We start from the raw sequence: 24,591 nt of genomic DNA, 5'->3' as shown, positions 1-24,591 counted from the left end.
GATTAGCTGTTTACTGTAATCCAATCGCTCCTGCCCAGCTCCAAGCCTTTGCTGGTATTCCTTGTAGGATAAGGATTCACCTAAAGCCGGATAACTCAGGACCAGCAGCGTTAATGCAACTCCCCTCACCATACGACCTCCACGGTTCCCCGGTCGGTTTCAATCTCCATATAGCCGCCCGTCTCAGGCACATTCTCTGTGGTAGTAAACGTCAACTCCCCTTCAGCGTCTTCCTTGATTTTTGCCTCCATGTCGGCATGACCCGAGATTGGCTGCTTGCGCTGATCACCACCACCAAGCCCCACCTGTACCTTGCGAATGTACAGCGGTGAAACCTCGCTATCATTGGTGATTTCAGCCTTGATAACTGAAAACTCACCCCATCCCTGGATTTCCTCAACGTATAGTTCAATCTCATCGCCATTTGAGAGTGTCAGGCCGTTGTACTCATGGATACCAGACACTGAGGGGCTACCTTTTGCGAGAGCACCAACAAGCTCCAAAGCCTTCTCCGCTGCGTCGTCATCCAGTTGTTTCAAGCGCTTTTCAAACTCTTCATCCAGCCTCGCCAGATGCTCTTTTTTCTCCCCTTCCTGGATGGCCTTCAGCTGTTCTTCACTGAAGTCGAAAACGATATTGGTGCAGTGGTTGCGAATGTCTTTGTCTGCCTTCAGCGTGATCGAAAAAATGTGATTTTCGGCAGCAATGGTCAGATCCGTAAGCTCACCCCATTGACCTTCAAAGCTGCTGAAGTAAACCGGCACCATGCGGCTACCGTTCGCTTCTTTGAAGTCCCACACCAGGTTGGAGCTGATTGCATAGGAGGTGGTGGAATCATTCAACTCAAAGGGGAAGATCAAGTTAACCCCGCGAAATGGGACCATAGGCACTACCAGGCGGGTAATATCTTCTACCTGTACGTGCCGCTCACAGGGCATTACAAGCTCGTCGGGTGGGATCGCCGCTTGGGCAGAAACCGCAGTTCCCATCAGAACACCAGCAATAAAGCGATTTGGAAATGTCATTCAGTTACTCCTTCTGCGAACGGTGTGCCTGCCACATCAACCCATGACAGCACCCCAACCCCATCCGTGTTATCGTCACTTTTTTCTACCGGCACCAGCTCCAGGACTATGTTCAGCGGGTGGGCATTCTTTTGGTTGAGAACAAGCCGCGCGCTGTATTCAATCGTGTACACCCGGCCCTCCCTCTTGATCACTTTGGTTTTGGAATGGTCCCACCGGATCACCGACGCTATCCCACTAGATCGCACCTTCCTGACCAGATCCGTCCGCGTCAGATAGTCCAAACGCTCATCTTGAAGCTCTCGCGTGGCCATCATGGAAATGGCTTTGAACTGGTCATGCTCGATGGTGGCTGCATTCAGGCTGTAAAAAGCATCGATAAACCGTTTACCGCCATTGACCATTTCAGCCTGTGATCGATAGATGGTGTCATCCTCAGCCTGTTGCTTCAGGCTAACGGCCAAAGCCATTAGCCCGAACACAGAGAGCAGTAACAAAGCGATGACGCCATAGAGAATCCAGTCCCGGAACATCTGGCGCTTGGCAAATGCTCCTGGCTTTGGGCGTCGAAAGGGCTGCACGTCTGCGGTCATGAGCCACCTCCGTTGGTGCGAGATCCACTATCACCTTCCCCAGCTGAGCTGCCAGTGTCTGAGGTGGTGTCAGCACCACTGAGATCATTACGGACAGCCTCGCCCTCGATGGTCTCTCCGGTCGGATTGCTGGTCGGGGCCGGTTCCGCCGGCGCCGAGCTAATATCCGCACCAGAAGTGGTGTTGTTTTGAGAGTCAGACGCGGTATCACTGCTGGAATCGTTGTTACCGCCCTCGCCCGGCGTTTGCGCTTCACCTGAGCCTGAATGGTTCGGATCACCCGCTGGGGAGCCTTCAGTTTCTACTGTGGCGCTCCCGCTTGGGCTGCTCGGATCGCCCGCGCCTGGGGAGCCATCTGGGATCGGAGGCGTACCAGGAACAGTGCCTCCAAGGTTGTTGGCATCCTTACCGCTAAACAACTCACTGATTGGTGCATTCAAAGCACCGGCGAATTGGTCACGGGTCCGGTCGCCACCGGCAGTCGGGGTCATATCACCAGCGGCACGGCTGACAGCGTTTTCCTTCATGAGGCTCACAACCTGGTTGGCAACGATTGCTCCGAAGGCCGCAGGCGCTGCGCCCAAGGCACCAATCATGGCGTCGTTTCTGCTCAAGTAGAGCGCCAAGAAGGGTGCAATGATCTTCATCAGCAACACCATTGTCATAGCGACAACAGCAAAGATGTACCACATCATGACGGACAGAGTGCCAATGGCGGTCCCGCCGTAGTAACGAGCCAGAAATTCAGCGCCGCCGATCATCAACAACCAGACCGTAAACACCAGAATAGGCTCCAGAATCAACCAGATCCCAAGCGCTAGAATGGTCTTCGCAAACCCCGGCGTGAGATTGTAGGAGTCTTTGAGCATCAGCGTCGGAATGGCAATGAAGCCCCATGCGTAAGTCAGGACAACCCCAATCGCAAACAGCACATCGATCAGGCGACTGATCGCAATGTAAGCAACGCTGACAAGTTGATAGATCACCCATACAGCGCCAGCCATCGGGAGGTTCGTTACATCGGCCACCACCTCCAGGACGTTCTGAATCCAGTCTTTGTTAGCGTCGGCGTCAGCGGTCAGTACCGTGCGCAGCTCAAGCATCAACGAATGCACCAGCTGCTCTGAACCAAATGACTTGGCCAGATCCCCCAAGGCAAACAGGAAAACAAAGATGATGAACCCGCCCGAAAGATACGCGAGGAAAAGCATCACCAGTTTGTTGACGTCGCCCAGCGCTTTAGCAAGGGCAGCCTTCCCGCTGACCAAATCCGTTGTTTCCTGGAAGACACGAACCGCGAGAAAAACCACGATCAGCCACGGAGCCAGCGCCAGCGTCCCGGAAAAGTAGGTCATGTTTTCATAGATGACCACTGGATCTAGGGCGTGAATCAGGAGCCCTGTTAGCCAGTTGTTATCACCAAAATCATCCATCAGTGACCCCCTTCCAGGTAACGCAAAAACTCTCCATCCCATTCAACCTGTCGGATCAGCTTGCTCCGCTCGGCGGCCCGCTCTTCCAGTCGTTCCGCTCGCTCTTCCAGCATCAGGGAGGTCATCATGGAAGCAGAGGATGCAGTTCGCCTCTGCATGTCCTTGGTGGTCTCGTTTCGGTTTCCTAGAGCCTGGTCACGGTAAAAGTCTTCCAGGTAGCGGGTCTTCTGAATCTCGTTCAGGTCGTGGTAAGACGCATTGCGCCCGATTTCTTTCTCTTCGGGCTCCATCGCCGATCGCTCGAAACGCTTGTCGATTTCACCGCTGAGCAAGTGCCATTTTTGCTGCCAGCTCGTATCGTCAATGTCGTTCAGGTTGGTGAGGTTGTCAGACCATCGGAGGATCGAATTCAACTCTCCCTGTGGGTCAAACCGGGTCGCAAATTCGTATTCCTCGCGGACGGCCTGCAGGTAGTTCCGCGCCTCGTAAAGCTCATCGCTGACGAATTTGATTTCCTCCAACTCATCTTTCAGCAAGTCCACCTGCTGTTTAATCTGGGCGTAGATCTGTGTCAGCACTTTGGTGTCTTGTGGAGAGAAGGCCGCCGCCCCTGTGGAATACGGCGTCAGACAACCGGCTATCAGGGCACTAAACAAGAGGTTCCGTTTGTTTTTCATTAGGTAGTCCTTCCTTTTTGTACTGCTTGAAAAGTCTGATCCGCTCGTAGGGGTCCTTGGTCTCCCGGTATGCCTGCTCCCGATATTGCTTGTCCTCGCCTCGGGTATTCATGAGATCCAGGGCAAGCTGGGGAAACTTCAGGAACAGGTGGTGCCAGGTTCCTTCAAGCACCAACCCCTCCCGGTACCCACGCTTATTCATTTCGTCCGGCTTTCGGAAACGACGCCAGGCATCAACGATAGACACCGGCATATCGAGCAGCTGACCAATCTCGGCATGGCCATCTGATCGGCTCAACAGCGTTTGGTTGGGAATGCTAGACAGGGCTTCAGGGTCCACGGATCGGACCTCATCGACGCCCTGAGTGATACGGGTAAGGCCAACCCACTCCTTACGGCCCATACGGTCAATGGTGAGGGTAATCCAACGAATCGGATCAGCCGCGTTTTGAAGCAGCATTTTGTATTCGTTCAGGACAATTTGTGACCGGACGCCGCGACTCATGGCGTTAGTGGCCAGACGAACCACTATGAACGTCATGTAGTATTCCAACAGCTCACCGCTGAAGCCGCCAAAGTCGATAGCATTGGCAATTGGGGAAATAGTGAATTGATCCTGCGCGGTGAACGCCCGTCCGGTTTCGGTTTCCAGAAACTCGCGCAGCTCGCCTTGCAGAACCTTTTTCGCTTCAACCTGCCCATCCGTTGTGGCCTGAATCTCGCCAAGCGCTTCCATGACCATTGGCAGGGTCGGTGCCTCACCCTCTCCCGGATTTTCGTAGAGTTGGCGTAGAGCTTTCTCCACACACGCCTGTTCAGGACGGGTATAGATTGGACCCTTCATGCCTTTAAAAACGGGCTGAAGCATATCCGCCTGGGAGCGAATGAAATCAGTCTCCAGATGATTGCCACCAACCATATCTCGGGCACTCTGGAATTCTGCATACCCCGCCAACGGGTTAATAACCTGCTCCCGTGCCCGACAATAAGAACCACCAACCGCTTCAACCGCGCCCTGATAGCTGTTCCCCATTTCAACAATGTCGTATCGGATCACCGGGTAGGTTTCCAAGAAACGAACACCGAACTGGGTGTCCTTGCCGCCCCCGGTTTGCGCCACCACCATTTCGTGGCCGACCTCAACCTTGCTCGGTGCGAAACCCACCAATTGACCAGACATTGAAATACGCAGGCTTTCAGGGGCTTCAGTCTCACCGGCCGGAAAGGTGGTCACCGGCATCATGGCAGCCAGCACATCACCGTGATCCTCACGGGCAAACGTGGTGTTTCGTCCAAGGCCAGGGAGCCGAACATCAAACAACTCAAGCTGCAGGTCATCATTATGTCGAACCAATCCATTGTCTCGATGGATGGCCGTTTTGAACCGGGAGAACTGATCTTTAACAGCAGAGGAAGACGGGCCGCTGAATGTGACGATATAGGCGTTATCTGCAACCGGCAGGTTATTGTTTACAACGTGCTGGCGATAAGCTCTGGCTTCAACGCTTTTTGCAACAGCCTTATCTGCGCCCCGTTTCTGGTCCATGATAGCGGCTTCATAGTCCGCATCTTTCTTCCCTTTATCGACCGCCTGATCAACATGCTTGGGCATAATGATCTGAGAAACATGCAGATCGGTCGGGGCCTCCACAAAGCCGAGTGTCCAGGTGAGCCCCATATCAGGGTATCCCTGGATCACGCAACTGTAGTGATAGAGCCCGTCCAGCACCACGCAGCCGTCTTCAATTTGCGGCTTTTCGGTCACAATCTGGTCAGCCAACGGGAAGCGCCATTCAGGCTCAACCCGCGGCGCATACGGGCTCCGAACCTCCTGAATCCGCTCCTGATATTCGTCTGCGGTTAGCAATCGTGCGCCCGGAAAATCCGGGGCAATGCGCGAGAAAAGATCCTCAAGGGAGGCATAGAGCTCCTGCGCATTTTTTGCGTCCCGTACTCGTTTCAGACTGAACAGGTTTTTAAGAAAGGAGCGCTCAGGAAGAGCCAGAGAAAGCACCGTCATAACCCGATTGGATCTGGCAAGAGGGCGGTAGGTTTCGGCCAGCTGGTGCCGAATGTCAGCCACAATCGGCGGGATTTCCTTACCTTCGTGCATCTGCGCCCCTCGGCGCACATAGGCATCGATCAGACGGTCGTCCCGCACCCGAATCAGATGATTTTCGATTACCAGCCCTTGCTCTTCACTCAGGGAACGGAGTAGGGCCACCCGCCGCCGATGCTCCCCTACCCGCTCCGCATCACTCCAGTGACGATCCTGAACGCCCGCCCATTCGATGGCCACGGACACACAAGACCCCCTGTGAACGAGGCCGTGGTCTCCCATTTTCGTAAGCCAGGTAAAACCATCCAGGTAAGTCTTTTTATTTGAGGCTCCCCAGCTGGGCAGCCTTTTCTTTTCTCGTCCTTTCATAACCGCATCCCTTATTAGCCAATCGTCATACCACCGGAACACATCGACAATGAGAAAGAGCGTTGCGATGGCAGCAGCGGAGAACGCCACTTTGATGACGAGGGGAGGCACAACAATCACCATGACGATCATGGCCAGAACCATAGGGGCTGCGTAGAAAACCGGCTCCGGTAATCCCGCAACACGCCTAGGCTCAATCCGTTTGTTGTAAGCCTTAATCATCAGAACAGAGACCCAAGGAATCCGTAGATGATATGGATACAGCCAGCCAGCAAGAGAACGATGATGGAGCCCTTCATGGTCTCTCTACCCAGCTGAGGTTTTCCGATGATGGGCAAGCACAACAACAGCCCGATCACCAGGGAGACCGTGCCCAAGATGTAAACCAGATACAAAACAAACTCGATAGTGGTCGTTCCGGCCTGATCAATCTGGGACGTATCCGCGCCTCCCTCCATAATGGCGGGCTTCTTGACGTTCAGCGCACTGGCTGTACGCCAGTGGAAAACGCTGTAGATACCAAGTGCCAGCCAGACAAAAATCTTAATGGTCAAACTGTTGATCCTTCTGCTCATAACAACTACTCCTTTTTAGTTTACTACACCCTATAGTACACCCTTCGGCAAGTATAGGGCAATCAAATTAAACCCCGAACCAAAGATTTCCTTGGGGGGGTTTTCGACAACTCCTGTTGTCGTCTCTTCTTCTCTCTTTCTCGGGCACGCTCAAACTCAGGAACGGTTAACGCTTCTGTGTTGTCACCATGCCGAGTTTTGAGGGCATCAAGAACCTTGGCGGGATTATCCACGTAAATCTTGGCGTCGTGAGAGGCCCGCGTCACAGCCACCATTAAACTCCGCTGGTGAACGGTGTTCCGACGCCACGACTCCATGACCGCCAAGACTTCCTTGTTCGTTTTTCCCTGGACCCCGTAGGCTGTCCTGGCATAGTCATATTCAAAGTGCCGATGATTCAGTTGTGACGAAGACAACCGAACACTTTTTCCCTCTTGCCCTTTGAGTTCGAATCCGTCTTTCAGGATCTTCTCAACGACAACCTCATCATTGCGTTTCAGGCCCTCCTTGTTGCTGTTGTCCAACCAGCGGAGCCGGTCACCAACGCCAAGCACCACTTCAGATTGCTCGAAAACCTGTACACCACCTGGTCGATCCCCACCAACGTTTTCCGGGTTTACGTACAACAACCCCCTCTTATCCGTGGGCTCTAGCGACTTCAGTGCCAGCACGTTCTCACTTTCATTTCTTCCTACAATCTGGAAGTAATCGTGACGCTCGATTCCCGCCTCTTCATATCGATAATTGAACCGAACCACTTGTCCGGTTGTGTACTGACCTACAATCCGTTTTTCCTCTTCCCCCATCCTCACATCATCAAACACAGGAAGAGTTACGCCGGCCTCAGAGACGGCTCCTTGCTCAATTAACCCAGCCCGGATGATCTTGTTCGCCAGCTGGCGTTGCTCGTTCGTAGGTGTCACAACCAGGGTGTTAGCCTGCGCTTCCGGTGTCCGATTCAGATAGTCTTCCGCCATGGTTTTAACGGCGAGGTGAGGGTCGTCCTTGTCATAGGCGGTTACGATCTGCCCCGCATCAGCCATTGCGGAGAACGCTTCCGGGTAGCGTTTCGCCATCACATGATCAACCACCCGGATCATTTCGTCCGTTTTCTGCCGCATTCTCTGATCCATGGTGGCCACCGAAATGCCCGCTTCCTGCATTTGCTTAAAGGCGCGACCGGCCCCGACCGATTCAAGTTGCTGGTGATCGCCCACAAACAGAATCCGAGCATTCGCCTTTTCCGCTCTGGCCATTAATTGGTTTGTCTTGGCGGTATCCAGCATCCCGGCCTCATCCACAATCCAGACCTGCTTTTTCGCCTTCTGGGACTGTTCCTGGATCTTTGGATCTACCAGAAACCGATCAACAGTGAGCCCTTGCACAGATAGGCTAGAAGTCAGTTCTTGAACCGCCTGATAGGAGGGGGCCAGCCCGATAACGTCATAGCCGGACTTGCTGAGCAATTGCCTGTACGCTTTCAGGGTGTGCGTTTTACCCACACCAGGATCGCCTTGAATCGCCGTGAATCGGTCTGTAGATCCAAGCGAATGCAAGACAGCGGCCTTTTGCTGTTCGTTGAGCTGAAAGCGCGACAGCAGCTTTTCTACGCGGTCTCTGCTGACAATGGCCTTACAGGCTTCCTTTGCGCGGTAAACAAAATTGATCAACCGTTCTTCGGTCTGTTTTGCTTCTCGCGTAGTCCAAAGAATTCCTTCCTTACCTGGCAGCAGCTTGCCCTCAACCAAGCGCCCCGCTTTCTTCAGCCGCTTAATCTCTGCGTCCACCTCCCGATACTCGCTTTTTCCGAGCCGGAGTCGCATGGATTCAACCATCAATTCCTCATCGGTAAAGCCCATATTGGTTTCAAGGAGGTGGTTGATACCGGAAGACACCGCGTCCCGAACTGCCTTGCTCGTCGTGGAGCTGGAGACTTTCTGCCGATGCATTCCCCGGCCCATCTCTAGCAGTCGCTCAGGGATGGGGTGACCTTCGACCCGCTCCTTCCAGATCGCCATTAACTCTTCACGCGGAACGGCCTCTTTACGCTTCCGAGTTTTGAGCGCAACCTGCTTCGCAAAGCCCGAATCGTAAGGCATCCCCCGGTCTTCAAAGTATTTCTTGATTTGGGAAGATCGCTTACTGAACTCATCCATCAAGGAATCCGGCACCCCGGCGATTTCCCACAACCGGGGATCTCGGTGTAGCTTCAGCTCAAAGCCAAGATCCGTCAGCCGATTAGCCAACGCCATCCTGTAAGCCATACCTCCGGCCATGATCGCATCCCGGTCGTGGAGTTTTTCATTGGCGATAGAACGCCAGCCATTGGGGGTTTTAGTAGCGTTAACCAGGACCGCGTGGGTATGAAGTTGAGGATCTAATTCGCGGGATACATCATGCGTGAAGGTTGCAAAAACGCCGTTCTTTGGGTTCCACCGGATAGTTTCACCATTCACCGATACCCGCGTTTCCAGGTAATTGCTTTCGATGAAATTCAGCGCTTCAGCCACCGCCTGTTGATGGGCTTCCCGCACCGCTTCCAGTTCGTACACTTCACTGAGGATAGAGACTGACTTGGGAGCGCTGAATGTGAGATCCCAGCCAGGCCGATGTTGAATACCATCCTTGGTCACCCGTCCAAGCTGTTCGCCATCCACCAGGCCGGACAACATCTGTTCAAATAAGTGCGGGTCTACACCTCCCTCCAGCTGCAGAAGCTCGGCACCCTTCCCCATCCACTGGGAACGTTCAACGTTCTCGCCCTCGGTGTAATAGTTGTCTTGAGAGTAGTAGCGCGAAGCTCCACCGCTTTCCTTAACGGCGCTTATCGTCATCATCCGTGCGTCACCTTAAATCAGAGGTTCACCTGACCATTGAGCAAAATCGTCATCCGAGGGAGGTGGTGGCACCTCTCCGGTTCCTTCGTTGCTGCCAATCGCTTCGGGACGGTCCGCGTCCGGCTTTTTGCGAACCACCCGAGGCAAAGTCCGCTCGATGAAATACGGGGAAATTTCCGGCCATTCCTTATAAGTGAAGGTCACCCGCGAGGTCGGCCAATCACCACCAAAGCGAAGAAAAGCGGACAGATCCGGCAAAGACATAATTTCAGAGGGTGTCACCAAGGCTTGGGACTTTCGTTGATCAGAAGCGCTCAAGTTGTCGTTCGTCCCAAACGACATGCCTTGCTGCTCCATCACCACATCTTCTTCCAGGAGCAATCGGCTACTCCACTCGGCGGCATCCGGTTCACTGGTCCGATAGATGAGCTTAGTGCCCAGCATCGAGAGAATCCCTTTGATGGATTTTTCGCCGTAAATTTCCTGGAGTTGGCTGAAGCTCGCGCTGCCAAGGGCCATTCTGAGCCCGTGCTTTCGACCTTCAAAAACAGACTTCCCAAGGCTGTTAATTTTGTCAAAAGACTGAAGCTCATCCACCAATCCCCAAATCTCTCGCGTACCAGATTTTGGCAGCGACAACACCGACTTGATCAGCGTATCCAGCCAGGCAGTAATGATGGGGTTAACGGAGTCCAATTGTTCATCCGTTACCCGGATAAATACCCAGCCTTTTTCCGCATCATCTGAGGCCCATTTCCGAATGGAAAACTGCCGCCTTTGCTCCAAACCTCGGAGATACCAGAACGCCCGTACTTTGGGGATGATACTGGCTAAAACTGACCCCGCATGTTCTGGCGAACTCGGGTCAACAACAATATCTGCCAGTGTTCCGCCCAGCAGCTCATTTACCCCGCGCAATTTCACAATTTGTTCGTTACCAAGCAGGTCCGTTTCGACCTTTTCAGTGGCCTGTGAGAGCGCGTCGATCAGCTGATCAACAGTAACCTCTTCCCGCTCCCAAAGCCCCTGGAACAACCAGGACAAAACAGTAATGGAAGCTTCCGGCCAATGGTCATTTTTTCCCCCATCGCCCGAAATGGTAGGAATGAAAGATTTGGCCAAACGCTCGAAAGAATATAGGTCGGTCCCTTCGTTATAGAGCCCCCAACCTTCAGAACGATCATCAAACGGAGATAAAATATAGTCCCGCTCTGGATCGTAAAAATGCTGAACAAACTCCCCGGTTTTATCGACAATAAAACCCTTCGCTCCGCGTCGATTTTTAGCCCAATCAACGATCTCAAAAAGCACCTGACTTTTGCCTGTCCCGGTATCACCCAACAAGCCGATGTGCCGGTTCTCCAGGTCCTTTATCATGGGCACAGTGCCCAACATTAGATCCGATGCTTTCTCCTGTCTTTTGATGGCCTCAGCAAGTGCTGATGCTTCAGCAAATTTCCCGCCTCTTATGTACTCTGAGTCAGAAGATTTACGCTGATAGGCCAATAAAAAAACCGCTGTAAAATAGGCAAGACCGGCACCAAACGGAACTGCAAAAACGACACTCCAAATAGCCGATTTTTCGACCTCATTTTTTGAAGAAATTAGGCGGGAATTTTCAGTGTATTCGGGAACCGAAAAATAGCCTTTCTGATCACTCTCAGAGTAAACGGCCAGCTGGTCCTTTTTCACGCTTAGATAGCCTTTGTCGATGACTCTGGCTAACTGATAGGAGCCCCAATTCTTGAAGTCCGGCCCGCTGGTTTGCAGGTAAAACAAGACCGTGAATGAGAGCACAAAGAAGAGAATAAAGAATGAAATTAAGAGTGCTATTGAGCTACCGCCCAGGGAAACATTGGTTGTTGCTCGACGGTATCCTTTCCAGATTTCAAGTGCCTTCATAGTCAATACCATTCCCTAGTATCAGATCGTTAAGCTCCGGCAGTTTTTCCTGAAACTGCTCATCCATTTGCTTAAGAACGTCAGGACCGCGAGTAACAACAAGCTGCCTCATCATGTGCAAATTCTTGAGCGCAACCAACTCAAGCATACGATCCTGACGCTTAACCTTTTCCCGCAGCTCGATTCCATCCTTAATCAGAGAAATCACATGGTAGGAAAGGCTGTCGATAGGGCTGGCATCCATGATTTCATGGACCTTCGACAACAACTCGTTATCGACATTCAAAGATATTTTCGTTTTTTCCTTCACGCATAACTCCTTGTTTTGAATGGCTGTAATATACGGTATTCCGATGGAATACACAAGCATACGTGATATAATACCAAGTATTACGCTTTTAGCACTTTAAAAACAATGACTTAAAGGTTTCGATGCCATGCAGCGCAGCTGCGTATGGTATGTTGCTTCACCGAGCGGAGCGAGGGGGAGCAACTGGCCAGGGAATAGCGGAGGCCCAGGGGGCCGACTTCCTTCACACCCTCCATTTCGGCGCGCCGAAATGGAGGGTCGCCGCTCGCGCGGCGGGGCAATAGGGAAAGGAGATGGTCGCAGCCTTGGGAGCATGGCGCAACGATTTCGGCGCGCCGAAATGATCCCCGACGCCACCTGTTTCCCGGCGCGCAGTTCACTACCCGAGATTATCAATCCGGGGCGATTTCGGCGCGCCGAAATCGGAACCTCTGAGAACGCCGCTCGCGCGGCGGGGCAATAGGGAAAGAAATTATCGCCAAGCCCGGTAATGTGGATCAACCGGGCTTAGTGGGAAATTTAGAGAAGGGATTGAATCAGGCTACCAACGCTTCCGGCTCCTCCTGCACCGACGCGATAAAGGCTTTGCCGAGATCCGCCGCGACAGCCTCAAACGCTCCGGGAGTAACCCCCTGCCCCATGACTTCGTGGCCCAGCGTTTCAGTCATTTCAGGGCCCTCCACATACGACACATCAATACCTTTGATTTTCGCATGTTCAAAGCGTGAAATTTTCCGCCGCTTTTGCGGGTCGTTCGGGTGTGCTATCAACGGGTCTGTTGAGCCGCCTTTGTGGTATCGGCTTGTCAGGGTTTTTATCTCCGAATCATCCGGGGTAAAAATCTGCATACGGAAACCTTTCCCGTCAGCCTTGTCTCGCTCTTCTTTCGCAGTCAGATACGAATAGGTGCGCCAGACATCCGCATCTAAAGGCACATCATCAAGCGCCACCCCAAGCCTATCTGGCTTGCGATAGATGGGTTCGACCGAGGCCAGATCAAATCCGCTCTCCATGCCCTCAGTGATGGCGACCATACACAATCTTTTCCGCGCTTCCAGGGAACCAAAAAACGTTCCGCTAACAATCCGCTCCTGGATGATATAACCAAACGATTCAAGAACGTTCCGAATAGCTGCCATGGTGGCCGTTGAAATCAGCTCTGGCACATTCTCCAAAAGTACCGCGCCGGGGTTGCTACGCCTAACCCAATCGAGGAAATAGTAGAACAATGCGCCCGCTTCCGGGTGGTCCTCAGCTTTGGCGAGTTTGTTTTTTGTCCGTCCCGCTTTGGAGGCTCCAGTACACGGCAGGCCACAAACCAGAATGTCGGCATGAGGCAGATCCCCTAGCCACACATCTTGAATTTTTCCCTCAATAAAAATAGTGGATTCGCTGAACAGCTCCGGGTGTCGATCAATGCTGACATCCATATAACGGCTGTTCATTTCAACCGCCACATCTACCCGACTTTTTATTCCAGCCCTTTCTAGCCCCGAATGCAGCGCCTTGTCCAAAATTCCCCCGCCGTGAAACAAGCTATAGATGCTCAAAGGCTGGTTGTTTTTTAGTTTCGTGGTTAGCCGCCGTACACGGTCGGCTACTTGCTCCGAGGCCCGATGGCGTCGAACCGAAATTTTGATGCGCCTGCGGCGGATCACAATTCTGACGGTCTCTCCATTTTTGAACCAGCGGTATAGAATCTTGTTAGCAATGTCGATAATCGGGGCGCGGTAGGCTTGACGCTTCCGACCGGAAACGACTCGGTCACCGTCAGCGGCGGCGACCAGAGTCAGGGAGTCCGAGCGGGAGTCATCCAGACGATAGGTTACCTCGGGCCGAAATCCCTCACGCTCCAGCTTACGGCCTTCCAGCCAGATCCGAGGGCTATTGCGCTGCATTCCTACGGTGGTCATCACTACGGCAGTCATCAGGCCATCACCTCCACATCACTGAACAAAGCGCGCGCCCGGTCGGGGAGGTTTGGCGTTCCAGCGTCATCGAGGGCGGAAAGGATCACCAGCCCTCGAACGACCGCAATCACTCCGGCGTTCGAGTCATCGGACATATAGCGGTTGGCGTCGGCGTCGGTGTCCGCAACAGCGACCACGGCAAAAGAACGGCCACCGACTCGGATTAGCAACTTGGAATCTTTGAATACTCGGATCATGACTCACTCTCTTTAAATACTGCATAAAACTGGCTGAACTGGCATACTAGGGCGGTCCGTATCTCTCTTAGTCGAAGGATCGGACCGGGCCGGAGGGGCGTGGTGGCCTCCCCGGCCCTCCCCTATCACCCTGTTTTCAGCGCCCTAGTCAGCGCCAGAAATTCCCTCTTGGGCATCGGCCCCAAACGAAACCGGGTTTTGTTCTTGAAGGCTTCCCGCACATGGCGGGCCAGGGCTTCCCGGTTCTTCCAGTTCTGTTCATAGGATTGATAACGCATAGAATCCCCCTGCTTTCGGTAGCTGTCCGGCAGATCCACTCTGCCGGACCGGACGACTATCAGTCGGTGAACCGGAAAATCTGGGTAGATTCAGGGTGGTTGCGCGCAAACTCCCGAACCCAGTGATACTGGCTTGAAAAGGTGTGGCTGGCCGAAGAGCTGGTAAAGGATAGGCGGCTGTACGCCAACAAGGCGATGGCAATACCGGTAGCCTCGGCGGACAGCTCCACGTCGGCGTAATTATCGGCATTGCTCAGGGCGTAGGTCTCCTGACCGCTGGGAGCCATGAAAAACCCGCCATTGGAGAGTTTATAAAAATCCCAATATGCACCACTGTAGGTCTTGCAGTGTTTACCCATGAGATCAAAAACGGTGGGCTCTACCAGCATCATTCCTTGACGGAAGAAATAAGGCAGGGCCTTGAGGCGCAAGCTATCGGAAATGAGTTCTTTAGTGATTTCGGGGGTTACTTGAGCAAGCATAAAAACCTCTCTGATTAGTCGAAGGATCGAATCAGGCGGCGGGGTATTTTGTGGTGGTGGTCCCCGCCACCTGACAAAGACAGTATACCACTGCGGTATACTACAAAACAACAATTTTTTGCGGAAAATCCGACGCCGCCCCCCATTTCGTCGCGCCGAAATGATCCGGCCTGCACCCCTGAGCGAAGCGAAGAAAGGCCGCGCACAGGGGTAGACCGGACTCCAGGATCTGAGGCGGCCGGAGCCCAAAGCAGCCCTGTCCATGGCAGGGAGCTGCGGGGGCAAGCCCCCGCCCGTCCAAAGCAAAAGGAGATCCGCACCACACCCGATCCGAACCTGAACCCAGCTGGCAGGCTTGGCTGATTGATGGCGACGGTTACCCACGGGGACCCCGCAACGCGGGGATCATTCTGCGGTGGTGGCGATGGAAGGCCGTGGCCTGTAATCGCCACGACCGCGAAGGTGAGGCGTTAAACAGTCTCGGAAGTGCCGGGCTGGCTTTGGTGCGCTTTAGCGCGCCGGAGCCGGGGCGGTGCTGGAGAGTCTGTTGCCGAATGATAGAAGGTCCAGGGCTTTGCCCTGGTCGCCCTTGGGCGAAATGAAAGGAAGGACGACAAGCCAAAGTTATCCACGGCCCGAGCGCCGACGACCCCCAGCCTCAGACTAGCACCATCAGGCACTCCCCGGACGATCTCACAGGAAGCACGCGGCGGCGCGAGTCCCCCTCGGCTCTCTGGACCCTCAAAAGTCCAGAGAGCTGAGGGGGATTTAGGCGGTGGGTAACTTTGGCTTGGCGGCCAAGCCGATTATTGGTTCTGTGGGTCCAGGGCTTTGCCCTGGTCGCCGGGACGGCGAAAGCGCCAGGGAGGGGGAGGGCGGTAGTCCCGGCCAGAATGGCCGGGATGAGCGAATAGCGAACCCGGACCCGACCGGCCCGGAGGGGGCGCCCACCGTCCTTGGCAGGCACGGGGGTGTTTCCCCCTACATTCTCCCCTATTGCCCGTCAGTCTTTGTCAGAAGCTGCTCTACTTGCTCCTGAGTCAGATTAACCCGGACGGTCTCTCGCGCCGTTTCAACGGTCACAACTCCGGTTCCGTCATCCTTGAGCCGAAGGTTAATGTCTCTGGCGGTCAAAGTCCGGGCAGGCCTCTCTTTCTTCTGAACAGCCGCCTTTCCTTTCCCTGCAGTTTTTTTGCCGCTGGTTTTGGCCTTCACTTTGGCAACCAGATCACGAACAACGCTCCGCAGGTTTTCACCCCTCTCCAGTCCCTCGGAAACCTTTGCTTTCAAGGTAGCCAGATCCGACTCATCCCCTCGCTTGTGTACCTGGACCATGCCATTCAGCACTTTGGCATCAGACACGCCTTGCTCCAGGGCGAACCCGGCCAGATCCTCTGGCAAGTTCGCCAGAGACAGAACCTCGCTGAATGCTGACAAACTAAGGCCCAGCTTCCTTGCCGCCGTACTCTTGGGCGACTCATCCCCTTGTGCCTCCAGGTTCTCGACAATATCCCGGTAAGCAAAAGCGCGCTCAATCGGCGTCAGCGGCTCGGACCCATCATCATTGTGCAACAGCTGGTTCAGCCGGATTGTCGCCAGGTCGTTTCGGTCTGTTTCGGTGTCTATCTCGGCCCGCAGGTAATCGATCTTGTCCGACTGCATGACCGAACGCCACCGGCACTCACCATCCTGGATGTCATAGTAGAGTTCGCCATCATCCCCTCGGACACCCGGAAAAACCGTGATTGGTGATTTCTGTCCATCTTCTTCCAGCTGTTTCCGTCGACGATCCAGGACCTCCTGATCAAAGTGCTTTCGAGGCTGATTCGGATCAGGCCGCAAGAACCGCTTGTGGATTTCAATCACTTCTGTGGCCGATGCTCGGGAGCTGGTGCTGTCCTTCATCGCATCCATCAAGGCGCTATCCGTCGCCCGGCCAGAAGGTTTGGCAAACATGCTATTACTCATTAATGATCTCCTTAATTTCCTCCGCCCACGCAATCAACGCCTTTCTGCTGTTGTTGGATTCCGCAAGCACCAGGGGGCTCTGGCCCTTGCCGGTGGTCCTGGGGAAATCCACGGAGTAGGGCAGATAAGCGTTAAGCAGCGGGAAAGGGGCATCCTCTTTCGCTTGAATAAACTCTTTCCATTCGTTGGTATGGTCTCGGACGGCAGACCCAAAGATCCAGGTCTTGGGTGAACCGTTAGCGATTTCCTGTCGGCTCTTGACCATATCGGTCAACTCAGCCAATGCCCACAGGTCGATAGGATCAGGCCGGGTGGGGATCAGAATGTAGTCCGTCGCCTTGATGATCGACGCAATCACATCACGACGACCACTGGTAACGAACGAACTCATCCCATCAACCAGCACGAAATCGTAATCCTCTTTGAGCTTGAGAATGTTTGACCCCACGCTTGCGTTACTGTTGCCCACCATAAGCGGGGTAGGGTAGTCGCTCCTGTCTGCCAGGGCTGCCCAATCCAGGCAGGAATGACGCGCATCCACGTCGACAACAGCCACGCGCTTGCCTTCGGCCATCAGATACGACGCCAGACAAACCGTTGAGGTGCTTTTGGCCACGCCGCCTTTATCATTGATAAATGAAATTACTTTGCCCATGGTTCTCTCCTAGTCGTTATCTGATTTCGGCGTGCCGAAATCGGCTTTTAACATATCGTTCCAATCTGCGCCTTCGACCGGCGGCAATCCTTCCCGGTAGCCATTACCTGCAGCTTCCGCCAACTCTCTCAGGCGCGCGCTCTGCCGTCTGCCCCCATCATCACAGTTGAACCCTCCGACAACCTCTGCTTGCGGGTATCGCTTCATCAGCCGTGTCAGGCGGTCGGAAACTTCTTTTGACCAGTTCCCTCCAGCTGACACAAACAACACATTCACCGGGTGGCGCGCTTGGTAATAGGACAGCGCCTCGATCCCGGATTCGGTAACCACAATGCTTTCTAGGTTGGCCGGAACCCGGCTTACCCATAGGCTCTTGTAGCCTTTTGATGAGAACGATGTAAACCCGAAGGTTTTGACCTCATAGCCACACACGCCCTGCTCATCCCAATGCGGAAAAATCAGCGCCCCCTTAAACCCTTTCAAGATCCTGGAGTGGAACGGCGGGGCAGACAGCGTTGCCGAGGTGATCCCACGCGATTCGGCATACGACGAATCTTGCACGGGAGAAAATCTAGCCAGGTAGGCTTTAATGTCCCTCCGACTCTTTTGAGCGGCTTTTGGTTTTTGGTAATCACGCAGGGTAGGGGCAGGCATCCGGAGCCAGGCCCGAAGCATCTTGCGCACCTCGCCTAACGAGACCTGTTCCACCGTCTGCACAAAGTCCACCACCGTTCCCGATTCCTTTTCCGGGTCTAGCGGGTTAAACCATCGCCAGTGGCCGGTACTAGGGTTTACTGAAATCACCAGGTGATTGCCCTGCTCATCCGTCATTGAGTAGGTATGCCGAGTGCTTTTGGCTGGATCACGCTTATAGCCGTAAGACGCAGCCAGCTCAGCCAGATTTACGTCTCGCTTGAATACGTCCAGCTCATCATTCCTTGAAAGCATGGCATTCCCCTTTTTAGTGCTGGCTGTCTTTGGTCAGCGTTAAACGATTAACCATAGCCTCAATATCCGCCGCATCGAGGCCGTGCTCTTCCAGGATCACCGGCAGGGTCTGGGCAATCATATAGTTCAGAGCGGCAGCGGTAGGTTGGCGCGCTCCGCGCTCCCACTCCCCGATTCGTGAACTCCCGTAAGAAGTTCCCAAAGCCTGATTCAGCTCATCTCTGGCCACACTCAAGGAAGGGCGGGTTTCTCGCCAGGTCGTCACGATGTTGTCTTTCCTGGGCTCCTTAGGGAGCCCAGGATTGCGTTTCTGTTTCTCGGTCACAACAAGCCCCATCATCAAAAAGGGCCGGACTGAGATCACCTGATCACGCAGCATTCGCGGCCCCCAGGTTCACATGAACCTCATTGCAGTCAAAGGTATGACAGCTAATGCCAACCACACCATCCTCTTTTCCGTAGGCTTTCCAACCGCTAGGGAATTCAATAATTTTCTGCACAAAGGCCAGGGGGGATGCAATCCGACCGCGTTGAAAGCCCACCTCAGCATCAAAGTCGTAATCATCGGTATACTTCCCGCTACACCGGAGTGCGTCGTATTGCCCGTTAACCACCGCCCGAAGTACATGCCGAACAGTCCATTTTTTGGGCTCATGGGTCAGCGGCTTGATCCGGTCCAGGTGAAACGGACTGAACACCCGAATCGCCGGTTCTTCCACCCGGCGCACTTTAAAGCCAAACAGCTCCACAGTTCCCCGGCTGAAATCCATCACCTTCAGAACTTTCAGCAGATCAGTCAGAACATAATCCACCGAATTAACCAGGTGACAAAGGGCTTGATGCCCACGCATTTCCTGATTGGCCAGGTCAAACACGTAACGCTCACACACAGCACCAGCCTTCTGAGCATTGGCCAGCATCGTTAGCGACAGCGCCCGATTATCGCCTGTACCCCAAACCGACACCTTCACCTCACCCTCTTGAACATAGGCTTGGTGAGAGCTAAATAGCTGGTGCCAGTCTTTGGCCGTTGTAACAGAATCAAATTGAATGATCGGAAAAGTCATGTCCCTAATCTCCCTGTTTATCGTCGAAGGATCGAATCAGACAGCGGGGTATTTCGTGGTGGTGGTCCCCGCCACCTGAAAAACCAATTATATACCTTGGCGGTATATTTTTTCAATAAATATTTTCGCTTTTTTCACTTCATTTAAGGCATTTCGGCGCGCCGAACTCTGCCGGAGTTACGGTTTCCTGGTAGACCTCTTGGCGTGTCGATACATCTTCTTTAACTCTTCCAAATCAAAACAATCTACCCCCAAGATAACGTTGTTATCCCCGTCCTGGACGATGGCCTCAGCCTCATAGGTTTCAACCAAGAACACCTCGACTCGCTCCATATGAGCTATATCCTTGGCGTCTCCATCCCTGGCTTTAATATCGATGAGCCCATTACTGTTCTCACGAGGTTTAGTAAAGAATGCTTGCATACCCCCCCTCTAAACCAAAGGCATCACGTTATCGGAATCGTCGGACAAGAAACCCTCGCGGACCAGATAGGTTTTCAGCATACGCCCGTCCTCCATTCGTATGTTTTCAATCACCCAAGGATCGTGGGCATCGAGGACGGCAACCTCGACTGACCGGCCTGCCATTGAATCAACATGCTTAATCACGACTTTGTGGCAGGTCGTCATTTCTGCGTAGTTGATCCGGCTCCCGGCAAAGAGGGTAACGCCAGGTTTCAAAAGCAGGTGTTCAGCAAACAACATCATGTTATATCTCCTGGATAGTCGAAGGATCGAATCAAGCGGCGGGGGTGGTGTGGTGGTGGCCACCATGATCTTTCCGGTACTCAGACTCCAATCTGACCACCAGGGCGTGATATTCGGCTAAGTGAATAGCATCAAGATCCGTGAATACCATAGTTGCGCTATGGGCACGGCACTCTTCCAGGAAATCCATTTCCTGCCGTTGCTCTACCGTCAACAATTCATAGCCCGTCATAATCACTCCCGTTATTAGCCGTTTAAGGCTGAGATTAGTCGAAGGATCGAATCAGGCGGCGGGGTATTTTGTGGTGGTGGTCCCCGCCACCTGACAAAGACAGTATACCACTGCGGTATACTACAAAACAACAATTTTTTGCGGAAAATCCGACGCCGCCCCCCATTTCGTCGCGCCGAAATGATCCGGCCTGCACCCCTGAGCGAAGCGAAGAAAGGCCGCGCACAGGGGTAGACCGGACTCCAGGATCTGAGGCGGCCGGAGCCCAAAGCAGCCCTGTCCATGGCAGGGAGCTGCGGGGGCAAGCCCCCGCCCGTCCAAAGCAAAAGGAGATCCGCACCACACCCGATCCGAACCTGAACCCAGCTGGCAGGCTTGGCCCGAGCATTAGGCGCGAGTTCATTTCGTTGTTGAGGGCAATAGGGAAGAAAGTTGATCCCCTAAAATTGGCGTTTACACATCTAGCTCCGGCGTTCCGGCCGGGAGGTTCCACGGCATGTTTCACGATAGGGATAGGGAAGAGAACTGTTGTTGTGAGAGGCTAGCGATTGGAACTGTGCAACTTTGCGTGCATGATATTTGTTTGAAGTTGGTCAAAGGTGAGGAAAGGTGAAATTCCTAGCTGCTGTTGCCGTTTTTATTGTCTACATCGTTTTTTCTGTTAACGCCTGGGGATTTGCGTTTGGTGACGCTGTAGCCCAAGCCGTAACTATTTCCGTGATTGGTTTAGTCGTAGCCAACGTCACGGGAGTGTTCAAGCCAAAGGTGATTAGTCGCTCAACCGTTCGTCAGAGCAATGGTGATCAAGATTACTTCATGAGTTCAGCGTGTTCCACAGATCGGTTCATAGCCTCAGACGATGATGATTAACAAGGCTGGGGACAGAGGTGCAACACCCATCCTGTCACCCATGCTTACACCCACCTTTTCGAACCGTCCTTAGCTGTCTAGGGAGAGATAACCCCATTTTGAGGCAAGCCCTTTGAATCGCTCACTTCCATTAGGGATGAGTGTGTGCGGCTCAAGACCCTGCACAAGCCGCCCCCTCAACACAGTGAATCCCGCTTTCAGCAATCGATAGTCCAGACTGCACAGGTCTTTAAGCATCAACCCCCAACGGTTGGTTTCGTGACACGCCAGCAGAACCATAGCGGCGGCCTGTGCTGATGGATCGGTCTGATCCCCCATGGCACGGGTCCAAAGCATTTCTATGGATTCGCGGTAGTCTTTAAGGCTGACGGCCAGTTCGGACTGGGCAGCGTGCGCCTCTTCATGTTGGCGCTGTAGTTGTTGGGGTAGGGCGGTATTCCGTAGTTCTTCCATGACCTTGCTCCAGGTAATACGTGTTTTAGCGACAGTTTCCGGCTCGCCGGTATCCCGCTGCTTCTGCTTCAGCAACGGACGAAAACTCTATCCGGTTGCGGACAGACACCCGGTCATAGCTGGGACAACCTTCAGACAGGTGATAGACCCGACTGTTCCGATTCCCCCTCACTGAGCCCTCTGAAGGGGCCGCCGCTGGCAGGGAGGTAAATAGTCCCTCGCCGCCATTCTTATGCCCCAGCTGCCATACCTTTTCCCCGGTCACAAACGGATTATGGTGCCCCATAATCGCCGCAATTCTTTTGTCCCGCTCCCGCTCCCACTTCGACACGGGGTATTGCTGATTCCAAGCCATCATCAGCTGCTGCTGTTGTCGGCTCATTTTAAGGTTGTATCGGTCGTGCATGTAGAAGTAGATCCGGGCAATCTGGCCGCGCGCCACCTCTGGCGGCTGGAATATCCGGCTTTTATGGTCCACTCGGATTTCACACTGACCATGTTGCGCCGGCGCACCAGGTAACAACCCAAACCGATAGTGGCTTCGATCCGCATTAGCCTCGCCAACAGTCGGCACAAGGTTATGAAGATCAGCTTCCATCATCGCAAACACCAGGTCATTGTCGGTGCAGTTTTCCCGACCACCGACTTGCCAGCATTGACGCTGATGCCCCATGCTCCAAGCTGGTAGAACATGCTCCCATTCGGTCCTGGCAGCCCTGTGAGCCTGTTTTCGCACTGAGTAGCCGCAAGACTCAAGCTTGGTAACTCCGCCCGATCGTCCGGCCCATTCCCAGGAACACCCGCAGTAGAACGTCCCACGATCCACATCATTTCGGTCACTGTAGACCTGTTCCCGAGCAAGCTTCTTAGCCTCGTAGAAGCTGCTGACCTCGGCCTGCACGGCAACGGAGGTGATCAGCAATAGAAGCCAGGTGATTCTCTTCAGCAGGTACATTGAATATCCTTTTTCTGAACTCTCCAGGGGACCACAGCATGTGCGGTCGATACGTGAACTACACGCCCATTACCAAAGTGGCTAAGCGGTATTTTGGCCAGCAATACCCGCTGGGTGACACCATTCGACAGTACAACGTCGCCCCGTCTCTAGCGGTTCATACCATCAGCAGAGACGCCAACCAGGAGCTACCCAGGTTCAACCTATCCAAGTGGGGGTTTAAGCCGCCCAGCGCAGGCGAGGGGGCACCAATACCGATCAATGCCCGCATCGAGAGCCTGACCCGCTCCAGATACTTCCAGGATGCCGCCCGCTTCCGTCGCTGCCTGGTTCCAGCCAACGGCTGGTATGAGTGGCAGAAGACAGAAGCGGGAAGCCGACCGTACTACATCACTCAGCCAAACCAGGAACCCGACGAAACACTGTTCTTCGCCGGAATCTATGAATACACCGGAGGACTTGGCACCTGCATGGCCATCGTCACAGAGCCTGCAGCTGATCGGATAGCACCAATCCATGATCGCCAGCCCGTATTAATCGCCCCGGAGTGCCTGGAGGCATGGCTTGACCCTGCCGTCCAGGATCTCCGGGAGCTAAAGGGCCGCATTCATCGTGTAGACCCGGCTACACTGGACTATTGGCCGGTTTCCGACCGAGTGAACAGCCCTGGCGTTAATGACCCGGATCTGATCACGCCGATTCGTTAAGGCTTAATCTTTCTCGACCTGTTCTTCCTGTTGAATCCGGCGCTGAACTTCCTCGCGGCGGATCGGCGTATCCTTCGGGGCTTCGACCCCAATTCGCACCTGATTACCCTTCATTCCCAAGACAGACACGGTGACATCGTCACCAAGCATCAGCGTTTCACCAACGCAACGCGTCAGAATCAGCATGATCAATTCCTCTAACTGGTCATTGGCTACAGAAGCTTTATTCAGCCTCTGAGCCCTTCCTAAGATTTATTACCCCGACTTGATTTCTTGGGGCTTTCCGTTTTGCCCAATTGTTCTCGGAGCATCTTCACCTCAGTCTCCAGCTGAGTTGCGCGGCGCTCCTGCTCCTTACCTTCTTTCGCTGCGGCCTGTTTTTCTTCCTCGGCCCGTTCAGCCCGCCGCGTGATCGCTGCTTCCCGTTCAGCCATCGCGGCCAGCTGGGCTTTCAGCTCTGCCCTGGTATCAATGAGATTTTCCCGCTCCCGCTGCAACTCTGTTACCCGCTTGTCCAGAAGGTCCATTCGTTCATGCTGCATAGCATTGGATTTACGCAGCTCAGCCAGATCCTTCCGTAACTCTGCATTCCTTTCCTGCAGGTCTTTCACACTGGTCTCGGCGGCTTCCCGTTGTTCCCGCTCGTTCTCCTGTTTTTCTTTCAACACAGCCAGATCACGCTCCAGGGCGTTAACTCGCTCTTGGCTATCAGCGTACTTCTGATCCGCCGTTTCCAGTTTTCGCTGCAGCTCTTGGCGCTCCAGCTGCAGGCCGTCTAGTTTGGACTCAAGATCCTCCACAGTCGCCGCTGCGTCCCGCAACTCGGCATCGGCCTGCTCCTGGGTTTCCCTGGCTCCAGCCATAACTTCAGCCACCCGTCGCTCGGCAGTTTTGATGGCCATAGTGTTCAACTGCACAACCAGGGCGTTAATCTGGTTAGCCAGGTCACTGGTGACCTGCTTCAACAGATCTTCTACCTCTACCGGCAACTCCTGGACCTCTTCGGTCTCTACCGTCTCCTGCTGCCGCTCGTAGTCCTTCCAGATGCGAATGTGGCGAGAGGGGTCACCACCCCCCAACACTTTACGCAAGGCGTAGCCGGTCACCCGTCGCCCAGCCTCTTCCAACCTCTTGCCTGCCTCGATGACCTGATCATGGTCATGCTCGGATGGGCGGCCAATGGAGGGCACTTCGGTCGCGTTCTCAGTCATGGGATAAAGCCTCTTTCTCTACTCGAATGCCTACAGTATAGAAAAAGAAACGAAAGAAAGGAAGTAAGAAAGAAAGGAAGTAAGAAAATATAATGGAATAAGCACAGTTA

Annotated in this window: 27 protein-coding genes; 2 read left to right on the top strand and 25 right to left on the bottom strand. The window is 53.9% G+C overall.

What is annotated here, in order from left to right; translation table 11 throughout:
- Window positions 1-125: 125 nt before the first annotated feature.
- The 21 genes from Q674_RS22085 to Q674_RS22000 all read right to left on the bottom strand — a co-directional run bounded on the left by Q674_RS22085 (window position 126) and on the right by Q674_RS22000 (window position 20,285).
- A complete protein-coding gene (locus tag Q674_RS22085; protein WP_023007734.1) occupies window positions 126-1,025 on the bottom strand; it encodes a hypothetical protein in 900 nt (299 codons plus the stop codon).
- A complete protein-coding gene (locus tag Q674_RS22080; RefSeq protein WP_023007733.1) occupies window positions 1,022-1,618 on the bottom strand; it encodes a hypothetical protein in 597 nt (198 codons plus the stop codon). Before Q674_RS22080 ends, Q674_RS22085 begins: the two co-directional genes overlap by 4 nt.
- The gene (locus tag Q674_RS22075; RefSeq protein WP_023007732.1) at window positions 1,615-3,051 is read right to left on the bottom strand and encodes a hypothetical protein; all 1,437 of its coding nucleotides are present in this window, start codon (window positions 3,049-3,051) and stop codon (window positions 1,615-1,617) included. Before Q674_RS22075 ends, Q674_RS22080 begins: the two co-directional genes overlap by 4 nt.
- Window positions 3,051-3,728: a hypothetical protein gene (locus tag Q674_RS22070; RefSeq protein ID WP_023007731.1), complete on the bottom strand. Its 678-nt coding sequence runs from the start codon at window positions 3,726-3,728 to the stop codon at window positions 3,051-3,053. The genes Q674_RS22075 and Q674_RS22070 overlap by 1 nt, the downstream gene beginning before the upstream one ends.
- Window positions 3,700-6,378 carry a hypothetical protein gene (locus Q674_RS22065; RefSeq protein WP_152526046.1) on the bottom strand — a complete coding sequence of 893 codons (2,679 nt, stop codon included), beginning with the start codon at window positions 6,376-6,378 and terminating at the stop codon, window positions 3,700-3,702. The genes Q674_RS22070 and Q674_RS22065 overlap by 29 nt, the downstream gene beginning before the upstream one ends.
- The gene (locus Q674_RS22060) at window positions 6,378-6,710 is read right to left on the bottom strand and encodes a hypothetical protein (protein WP_152526045.1); all 333 of its coding nucleotides are present in this window, start codon (window positions 6,708-6,710) and stop codon (window positions 6,378-6,380) included. The genes Q674_RS22065 and Q674_RS22060 overlap by 1 nt, the downstream gene beginning before the upstream one ends.
- Before the next feature lie 83 nt (window positions 6,711-6,793).
- Window positions 6,794-9,568: a MobF family relaxase gene (gene mobF, locus Q674_RS22055; RefSeq protein WP_023007728.1), complete on the bottom strand. Its 2,775-nt coding sequence runs from the start codon at window positions 9,566-9,568 to the stop codon at window positions 6,794-6,796.
- 12 nt (window positions 9,569-9,580) lie between these two features.
- On the bottom strand, window positions 9,581-11,470 hold the full coding sequence (locus Q674_RS22050; RefSeq protein WP_023007727.1) for a type IV secretion system DNA-binding domain-containing protein: 1,890 nt from the start codon (window positions 11,468-11,470) through the stop codon (window positions 9,581-9,583).
- Window positions 11,457-11,780 (bottom strand): hypothetical protein, encoded by a 324-nt coding sequence (locus Q674_RS22045; RefSeq protein ID WP_023007726.1) that lies wholly within the window; start codon window positions 11,778-11,780, stop codon window positions 11,457-11,459. The genes Q674_RS22050 and Q674_RS22045 overlap by 14 nt, the downstream gene beginning before the upstream one ends.
- 536 nt (window positions 11,781-12,316) lie before the next feature.
- Entirely contained in the window at window positions 12,317-13,708 is a 1,392-nt protein-coding gene (locus tag Q674_RS22040; protein WP_023007725.1) for a DNA cytosine methyltransferase, read from the bottom strand.
- Window positions 13,708-13,947, bottom strand: a complete 240-nt coding sequence (locus tag Q674_RS22035) for a hypothetical protein (protein WP_023007724.1) — start codon at window positions 13,945-13,947, stop codon at window positions 13,708-13,710. The genes Q674_RS22040 and Q674_RS22035 overlap by 1 nt, the downstream gene beginning before the upstream one ends.
- A gap of 125 nt (window positions 13,948-14,072) precedes the next feature.
- Complete coding sequence (locus tag Q674_RS41195; RefSeq protein WP_023007723.1) at window positions 14,073-14,225, bottom strand: hypothetical protein; 153 nt, start codon at window positions 14,223-14,225, stop codon at window positions 14,073-14,075.
- Between the two features lie 59 nt (window positions 14,226-14,284).
- Window positions 14,285-14,707 (bottom strand): antirestriction protein, encoded by a 423-nt coding sequence (locus tag Q674_RS41190; RefSeq protein WP_031209568.1) that lies wholly within the window; start codon window positions 14,705-14,707, stop codon window positions 14,285-14,287.
- 993 nt (window positions 14,708-15,700) lie between these two features.
- Complete coding sequence (locus Q674_RS40645; RefSeq protein ID WP_023007721.1) at window positions 15,701-16,675, bottom strand: ParB/RepB/Spo0J family partition protein; 975 nt, start codon at window positions 16,673-16,675, stop codon at window positions 15,701-15,703.
- Entirely contained in the window at window positions 16,668-17,330 is a 663-nt protein-coding gene (locus tag Q674_RS40640) for an AAA family ATPase (protein WP_023007720.1), read from the bottom strand. The genes Q674_RS40645 and Q674_RS40640 overlap by 8 nt, the downstream gene beginning before the upstream one ends.
- A 9-nt stretch (window positions 17,331-17,339) precedes the next feature.
- Window positions 17,340-18,278 carry a toprim domain-containing protein gene (locus tag Q674_RS22025; RefSeq protein ID WP_023007719.1) on the bottom strand — a complete coding sequence of 313 codons (939 nt, stop codon included), beginning with the start codon at window positions 18,276-18,278 and terminating at the stop codon, window positions 17,340-17,342.
- 13 nt (window positions 18,279-18,291) lie between these two features.
- Window positions 18,292-18,657: a hypothetical protein gene (locus Q674_RS22020; RefSeq protein ID WP_023007718.1), complete on the bottom strand. Its 366-nt coding sequence runs from the start codon at window positions 18,655-18,657 to the stop codon at window positions 18,292-18,294.
- Window positions 18,647-19,249 (bottom strand): hypothetical protein, encoded by a 603-nt coding sequence (locus tag Q674_RS22015; protein WP_152526042.1) that lies wholly within the window; start codon window positions 19,247-19,249, stop codon window positions 18,647-18,649. The genes Q674_RS22020 and Q674_RS22015 overlap by 11 nt, the downstream gene beginning before the upstream one ends.
- 273 nt (window positions 19,250-19,522) lie before the next feature.
- A complete protein-coding gene (locus Q674_RS22010) occupies window positions 19,523-19,768 on the bottom strand; it encodes a hypothetical protein (protein WP_023007716.1) in 246 nt (81 codons plus the stop codon).
- 9 nt (window positions 19,769-19,777) lie between these two features.
- Window positions 19,778-20,053: a hypothetical protein gene (locus Q674_RS22005; RefSeq protein ID WP_023007715.1), complete on the bottom strand. Its 276-nt coding sequence runs from the start codon at window positions 20,051-20,053 to the stop codon at window positions 19,778-19,780.
- A gap of 31 nt (window positions 20,054-20,084) precedes the next feature.
- Window positions 20,085-20,285 carry a hypothetical protein gene (locus Q674_RS22000; protein WP_023007714.1) on the bottom strand — a complete coding sequence of 67 codons (201 nt, stop codon included), beginning with the start codon at window positions 20,283-20,285 and terminating at the stop codon, window positions 20,085-20,087.
- A 609-nt stretch (window positions 20,286-20,894) separates the two neighbouring features.
- On the opposite strand from Q674_RS22000, the gene Q674_RS21995 reads away from it, so the two are divergent.
- Window positions 20,895-21,155, top strand: coding sequence for a hypothetical protein (locus Q674_RS21995; protein WP_023007713.1), 261 nt, complete (start codon window positions 20,895-20,897; stop codon window positions 21,153-21,155).
- A 69-nt stretch (window positions 21,156-21,224) separates the two neighbouring features.
- Here Q674_RS21995 and Q674_RS21990 read toward each other — a convergent pair whose 3' ends face one another.
- Entirely contained in the window at window positions 21,225-21,608 is a 384-nt protein-coding gene (locus Q674_RS21990) for a hypothetical protein (RefSeq protein ID WP_023007712.1), read from the bottom strand.
- A 25-nt stretch (window positions 21,609-21,633) separates the two neighbouring features.
- The gene (locus Q674_RS21985; protein ID WP_023007711.1) at window positions 21,634-22,563 is read right to left on the bottom strand and encodes an endonuclease; all 930 of its coding nucleotides are present in this window, start codon (window positions 22,561-22,563) and stop codon (window positions 21,634-21,636) included.
- Window positions 22,564-22,601: 38 nt separating this feature from the next.
- Here Q674_RS21985 and Q674_RS21980 point away from each other — a divergent pair, with 38 nt between their 5' ends.
- Complete coding sequence (locus Q674_RS21980) at window positions 22,602-23,270, top strand: SOS response-associated peptidase (protein ID WP_023007710.1); 669 nt, start codon at window positions 22,602-22,604, stop codon at window positions 23,268-23,270.
- 3 nt (window positions 23,271-23,273) lie between these two features.
- Here Q674_RS21980 and csrA read toward each other — a convergent pair whose 3' ends face one another.
- Together csrA and Q674_RS40635 are read right to left on the bottom strand one after the other, a co-directional pair.
- The gene (gene csrA / locus Q674_RS21975; RefSeq protein WP_023007709.1) at window positions 23,274-23,456 is read right to left on the bottom strand and encodes a carbon storage regulator CsrA; all 183 of its coding nucleotides are present in this window, start codon (window positions 23,454-23,456) and stop codon (window positions 23,274-23,276) included.
- 59 nt (window positions 23,457-23,515) lie between these two features.
- The gene (locus Q674_RS40635; protein WP_023007708.1) at window positions 23,516-24,481 is read right to left on the bottom strand and encodes a DNA-binding protein; all 966 of its coding nucleotides are present in this window, start codon (window positions 24,479-24,481) and stop codon (window positions 23,516-23,518) included.
- Window positions 24,482-24,591 lie beyond the last annotated feature (110 nt).

Source organism: Marinobacter sp. EVN1, assembly GCF_000475375.1.
Lineage (GTDB): Bacteria > Pseudomonadota > Gammaproteobacteria > Pseudomonadales > Oleiphilaceae > Marinobacter > Marinobacter nauticus.
The sequence above is the reverse complement of the archived record's forward strand: the minus strand, read 5'-3'. Positions and strand labels throughout refer to the sequence as shown.